The sequence below is a fragment of the Nonomuraea sp. NPDC049784 genome, from assembly GCF_040659615.1.
In the GTDB taxonomy this organism is placed as follows: Bacteria; Actinomycetota; Actinomycetes; order Streptosporangiales; family Streptosporangiaceae; genus Nonomuraea.
Window position 1 is genome coordinate 1 of sequence record NZ_JBFAMX010000707.1, and the last position, 4,800, is coordinate 4,800.

The following is a 4,800-nucleotide window of genomic DNA, read 5'->3' on the forward strand; positions in this document are numbered from 1 at the left end:
GCCGTCGAGCAGATGGGCCCGCAGAGCGAGCGCGTCGTCCAGGGTGCGCAGCACGTGCACGCCCGCCAGCCCGTCCTGGCCGGGGAGCCGGGACGGGGTGAGCCCGGTGGCCAGGACCACGGCCTCAGCGCGCAGGGTCCGCCCGGACGCGGTCACCACCTCGTGCGCCGTGGGCCCCGCGCACGCCGCTGCGCCCTCGTGTGGGGCCAGCCGTACCGCCGGGTCGCCCAGGATGAACTCGGCGCCCAGCTCGGCGAGCTGGGCCTCGGCCCGCAGGTGCGCCCGCTCGCTCTGCCACGCCCCGGACAGGACCTGCTTGGACAGGGGCGGCCGGTCGTAGGGCAGGTGGGGCTCGGCACCGAGGAGGGTCAGGCCGCCTTGGTGGCCCTTGCGGCGCAGCGCCTCCGCGACGGCCAGGCCACCGGCGGAGGCGCCCACGATCAGGACGTCGGTCAAGGGGTCACTCCTCCACGGTGATCGCGGCGCCCGGGCAGACGCTGGCGGACTCGCGGACCGCGGCGTGGTGCTCCGCGGCGGGGGAGGCGTCCAGCAGGATCACGATGCCGTCGTCCTCGCCCTGGTCGAACACGTCGGGAGCGAGCAGCACGCACTGGCCCGCGCCGCAGCACTTGTCGGCGTCAACGGTGATGTTCATCAAGGTTCCCTTCGATTACCAGGTGACCGGGACCTGCTCCAGGCCGCCGACGAGGAGCCCTTCGCGGCGGGCGAGCTCCTCGGCGGGCACGGCCAGCTCCAGCGTGGGCAGCCTGTCGAGCAGCACCTTGAGCACGGTCTGCAGCTCGGTGCGGGCCAGCGACTGGCCGAGGCAGGCGTACGGCCCGGCGCCGAAGATCAGGTGCGGGTTGGGGGAGCGGGTCAGGTCCATCTCGGCGGCGTCCTCGAACTCGCCCTCGTCCCGGTTGGCCGCCGACAGGCTGCAGATGACGGTAGTGCCCTTCGGCAGCGTGGTGTCGGCGACCTCCACCTCTTCGCTGATGTAGCGGGGGATGCCGAAGCCGAAGTTGGTGTCGTAGCGCAGGCACTCCTCGACCGCCGGGCGGATCAGCGTGCGGTCGGCCACCAGCCGCTCCCAGCGGGTGCGGTCGGCCAGCAGCATCGCGACCATCTTGCCGATCATGTTGGCGGTGGTCTCGTGCCCGGCGACCAGCAGTCCCTGGGCGGTCATCAGCATGACCCCCTCGGTGACCTTGCCGTCGAGCGCGCCGACCATCGAGATCAGCTCGCTGATCAGGTCGTCGCCCGGCTCGGCGCGCTTGGCCGCCACGTGGGCGCGCATGTACTCGGTGAACTCGGCCTGGGCGGCGTCGATCTCGTCCTGCGTGTACTTGGTCAGGCTGAGCAGCGTGTCGGACCAGTACGCGAACCTGTCGCGGTCGGAGTCGGGCACGCCGAGCAGGTCGCAGATCACCCATACCGGCAGCGGGAAACCGAGGGCCGTGACCAGGTCCACGGGGGACCCCTGCTTGACCATCTCGTCCACCAGGTGTTCGGCCATCGCCTCGATCCTGGGCTGCATGTTCGACACCCGCTTGGCGGTGAACGCCTTGCCGATCAGCTTGCGCCACTCCCGGTGGGTGTCGTCGCCCACGCGCGAGCCGCCGCCGTTGCCGAACACGCCGCCGGACTCGTTCGAGGTGACGTTGGCGGCGTCTTCGGCGACCAGGTGGTGGGTGAAGCGGGGGTCCGACAGCAGCTGCTTCACATCGGCGTACCGCGTGAGCAGCAGCGCCTGGTCGCCACTGGCCAGCCGGATCGGCGCCACGGGACAGCCCTGACGCAGCTCGGCCCACTCCTGCGGCGGCTCCAGAGCGCTGGGCGCGGGGAACGGGTACGGCGGTACCTGCTGAGTGGTGTCGCTCACACTTCCTCCAAAGTCATACAGAACCAGGGGTTGAGCTGCGCTGAGCGGTCGGGCGACCGGCTCCAACCGGACAAGACTGTCCGGTAACACCGTAGCTTGCTCTTCTGGCAGATGTCGAGTAAAGGGAAAGTCAATGTCAGAAGAGCGGACTTTGGTGTCCGGTTGCTATCGTTGCCACCATGCCTGACACGCGCCGGACGAACAGAGGCCCCGGTGCCGCGGCGCAGAACCGGGCGGCGCTGATCGCGGCGGCTCGCGAGGTGTTCGCCGCCGCCGGTTACGACGCGCCACTCAGCATGGTCGCCCGCGCGGCGGGGGTCGGTCAGGGCAGCCTCTATCGGCACTTCCCCGACCGCATCAGCCTCGCGATGGCCGTGTTCGAGGACGCCGTCGCCGAGGTGGAGGCGCTGGCGGCCGAGCCCGGCGCCACGCTCGATGACGTCCTGGCCCTGATCATCGAGCAGACCATCGCCTCGACCGCGTTCATCGACATGGTCAGCGTGTCCCCCGCGGACCCCCGGATCATCGCGGTGCACCACCGCGTGGCCGACGTGCTGGCGGGCAAGCTCACCGAGGCCCGGCGCGCCGGACGCGTCCGCGCCGACCTCACGGCCGAGGACGTGGTCCTGGCCGTCGGCATGCTCGCCGCGGTCATCGCCAAGAGGCCGGCGCCCGCCCGGCGCGTCGCCGCCGCACGCGCGTGGACGCTGCTGCGCCGGGGCCTGAACGCCTGATTACGCCGGCCGCTGGTACACGAGTTCAAGACCAAAGGACCGGTCTACCGGCGCACTGTGCAGACACAGTTGAAGGCCTCCTGGACCGACGACTCTGCTCCAACCGATCCTCACCCGATAGAGATCCTTTAAGATCCTTACAAGGCGTCAGATCAGGGAGTATGGATGACCGAGCAGGAGCAGGCCCCAACGGGGGTGGACCCGACCGTCCCGAGCGTGGCCCGGATGTATGACTACCTGCTGGGCGGCAAGGACAATTTCGCCTCTGACCGTGAGGCCGCAGCGCGGATCATTCAGCTGTCGCCCAATGCGAAGGAGGTCGCGCAGGCCAATCGGGCGTTCCTGGGCCGTGCCGTCCGCGCGCTCGCCGAGAGCGGGGTCCGGCAGTTCCTGGACATCGGCACCGGCTTGCCGACCCAGGAGAACGTCCATCAGGTTGCGGGGCGGGTCTCTCCTGGCTCGCGGGTGGTCTACGTCGACAACGATCCGATCGTGCTGGTGCATGCCCGAGCTCTGCTGGCCGAGACCGCCGACACCATTGTGGTGGAGGGCGACATGCGCGAATCCAAGGCCATTCTCGGGCACCCGGAGATCACGCGACACCTCGATTTCGGGCTGCCCGTGGCCGTGCTCCTGGTGGCGGTGTTGCACTTCATCCCCGATGACGAGCAGGCCCAGAGCATCGTGCGCGCCATTCGCGAAGCTCTGCCCTCCGGCAGTCATCTGGTCATCTCCCACGTGACCATGGGCGAGCTCGACAACGAGACGGTGGGCGAGGGCCGCGAGGTCTACAGCAAGACCAGGGCAGGCAACGTGACCCCACGCACGCGCGAGCAGATCGCCGGCTTCTTCGAGGGCCTGGAGATGCTGGAACCCGGCCTGGTGTCGACAACCGACTGGCGCGCCGAAGACACCCTTGATCCCTCGCTCACCGGCCCCGGTGGAGCCGAAATCCTCTGCGGCGTCGCTCGCGTTCCCTGAGGGACCTCGAGGGCCTGTACGGGGTGGAGATCATGAGCTCTGAGGATTTCGCCCTGCGCATCTCCGAGTCGTCGCCCACCGCATGATCCGGACACAACGGCCCAGACCACGAACCATCGTCCGCGTCTCGCGAGTTAGCCGGCAAGCTCCCCTTGAGCGCCCGGGACGACAGGACGACGGCAGCCGCGGCACGGGGATGGCCGGCGACGTGCTGCTGCCCGGCGAAGGAGCCCGCATCGCACCGACCATCTTCAACGAGTGGCTGGCCGGTCAGCGAAAGAGCGGCCGGGTCAAAGGGCGGCCGAGCGCCATCAGGGCCATCGCGACACCCAACGCCCAGTCGCCGCCGTGACCGGGCCGCGCACCATCAAGGGTCGGGAGTCACGGGCGCCAACCACACCCCGACGAGCGCGTCGATCAGCCCGGTCGCGGCGTCGTGCCAGCTGGAGCGCGGTGTGGGGATGCCTTCGGCGAGAGCGCGTTCGCGCTCGGCGCACATGTGCGTGATCAGCTGACGTGCCATGTCGCTACGCTCGGCACGCACTTCGGCCGGCAGTTCCGGCAGGCACCGGTGAAATCCCTCGAGAGTCCGTCGCAGCGAGGGGGAGGAGCGAGTCTCCTCGGCCATGATCGCGCGCAGCGCGGGGTCGGTCACCACCTGGGCGACGAAGCGGGCGTACCAGGTCGGGGAGCCCTGGGCGTCCAGATGCTCGGTGACCGGGCGCACGAGGCAGGCGGCCCAGTCGCGCACGTCGGCGGAGTCGCCGAGGTCGGCCAGCATCCGCTCGCGTATCCGCTCGATCGGCTCACCGTGTTTGCGGGCGATCGCGCGTACCAGGTGGGTCTTGGTCCCGAAGTGGTAGCCGACCGCCGCGTTGTTGCCCTGCCCGGCGGCCTCGCTGACCTGACGGTTGGACACGGCGAACACCCCGTGCTCGGCGAACAGCCGCTCCGCCGCCGTCAGGATCCGCTCTCGGGTCACACTGACCCGCTCGGCCCGATCGGTCTTGCCTGTCATCGTCACCACCGCACCGGGACTTCCCGCAGGCCGCCGACGACGAGTCCTTCGAGCCGGCGCAGGTCCTCCACCGGGACGGCGAGCTCCAGGGAGGGGAGCTTGCGCAGCAGCACCTCGAGCACGGCCTGCAGCTCGGTGCGGGCCAGCGCCTGCCCCAGGCACGAGTGCGCGCGGGCGCCGAAGGC

At 70.1% G+C, this 4,800-nt stretch carries 7 protein-coding genes and 1 pseudogene; 3 read left to right on the forward strand and 5 right to left on the reverse strand.

Annotated features, from left to right (window positions below):
- The 3 genes from AB0J09_RS56360 to AB0J09_RS56370 form a co-directional block, all read right to left on the reverse strand.
- The coding region (locus AB0J09_RS56360; RefSeq protein ID WP_360710814.1) for an FAD-dependent oxidoreductase at nt 1-456 on the reverse strand (456 nt) is incomplete at its 3' end.
- A gap of 4 nt (nt 457-460) precedes the next feature.
- A complete protein-coding gene (locus tag AB0J09_RS56365) occupies nt 461-655 on the reverse strand; it encodes a ferredoxin (RefSeq protein ID WP_360710817.1) in 195 nt (64 codons plus the stop codon).
- A gap of 15 nt (nt 656-670) precedes the next feature.
- Nucleotides 671-1,882, reverse strand: a complete 1,212-nt coding sequence (locus AB0J09_RS56370; protein ID WP_360710820.1) for a cytochrome P450 — start codon at nt 1,880-1,882, stop codon at nt 671-673.
- Between the two features lie 179 nt (nt 1,883-2,061).
- Here AB0J09_RS56370 and AB0J09_RS56375 point away from each other — a divergent pair, with 179 nt between their 5' ends.
- The 3 genes from AB0J09_RS56375 (at nt 2,062) to AB0J09_RS56385 (ending at nt 3,949) form a co-directional block, all read left to right on the forward strand.
- Nucleotides 2,062-2,616, forward strand: coding sequence for a TetR family transcriptional regulator (locus AB0J09_RS56375; RefSeq protein WP_360710823.1), 555 nt, complete (start codon nt 2,062-2,064; stop codon nt 2,614-2,616).
- Nucleotides 2,617-2,781: 165 nt separating this feature from the next.
- Nucleotides 2,782-3,597, forward strand: a complete 816-nt coding sequence (locus AB0J09_RS56380; RefSeq protein ID WP_360710825.1) for an SAM-dependent methyltransferase — start codon at nt 2,782-2,784, stop codon at nt 3,595-3,597.
- A 196-nt stretch (nt 3,598-3,793) separates the two neighbouring features.
- On the forward strand, nt 3,794-3,949 hold the full coding sequence (locus AB0J09_RS56385; RefSeq protein ID WP_360710828.1) for a hypothetical protein: 156 nt from the start codon (nt 3,794-3,796) through the stop codon (nt 3,947-3,949).
- A gap of 15 nt (nt 3,950-3,964) precedes the next feature.
- On the opposite strand, the gene AB0J09_RS56390 is transcribed toward AB0J09_RS56385, so the two are convergent.
- The gene (locus AB0J09_RS56390) at nt 3,965-4,615 is read right to left on the reverse strand and encodes a TetR/AcrR family transcriptional regulator (RefSeq protein ID WP_360710831.1); all 651 of its coding nucleotides are present in this window, start codon (nt 4,613-4,615) and stop codon (nt 3,965-3,967) included.
- A gap of 2 nt (nt 4,616-4,617) precedes the next feature.
- Nucleotides 4,618-4,800: pseudogene (locus AB0J09_RS56395) on the reverse strand (cytochrome P450); the annotation flags it as partial.

Bases quoted from the DNA above. Each gene is read 5' to 3' on its own strand.
- AB0J09_RS56365 (WP_360710817.1), bottom strand. From the start codon at position 655: ATGAACATCACCGTTGACGCCGACAAGTGCTGCGGCGCGGGCCAGTGC.
- AB0J09_RS56375 (WP_360710823.1), top strand. From the start codon at position 2,062: ATGCCTGACACGCGCCGGACGAACAGAGGCCCCGGTGCCGCGGCGCAG.
- AB0J09_RS56380 (WP_360710825.1), top strand. From the start codon at position 2,782: ATGACCGAGCAGGAGCAGGCCCCAACGGGGGTGGACCCGACCGTCCCG.
- AB0J09_RS56385 (WP_360710828.1), top strand. From the start codon at position 3,794: ATGGCCGGCGACGTGCTGCTGCCCGGCGAAGGAGCCCGCATCGCACCG.
- AB0J09_RS56390 (WP_360710831.1), bottom strand. From the start codon at position 4,615: ATGACAGGCAAGACCGATCGGGCCGAGCGGGTCAGTGTGACCCGAGAG.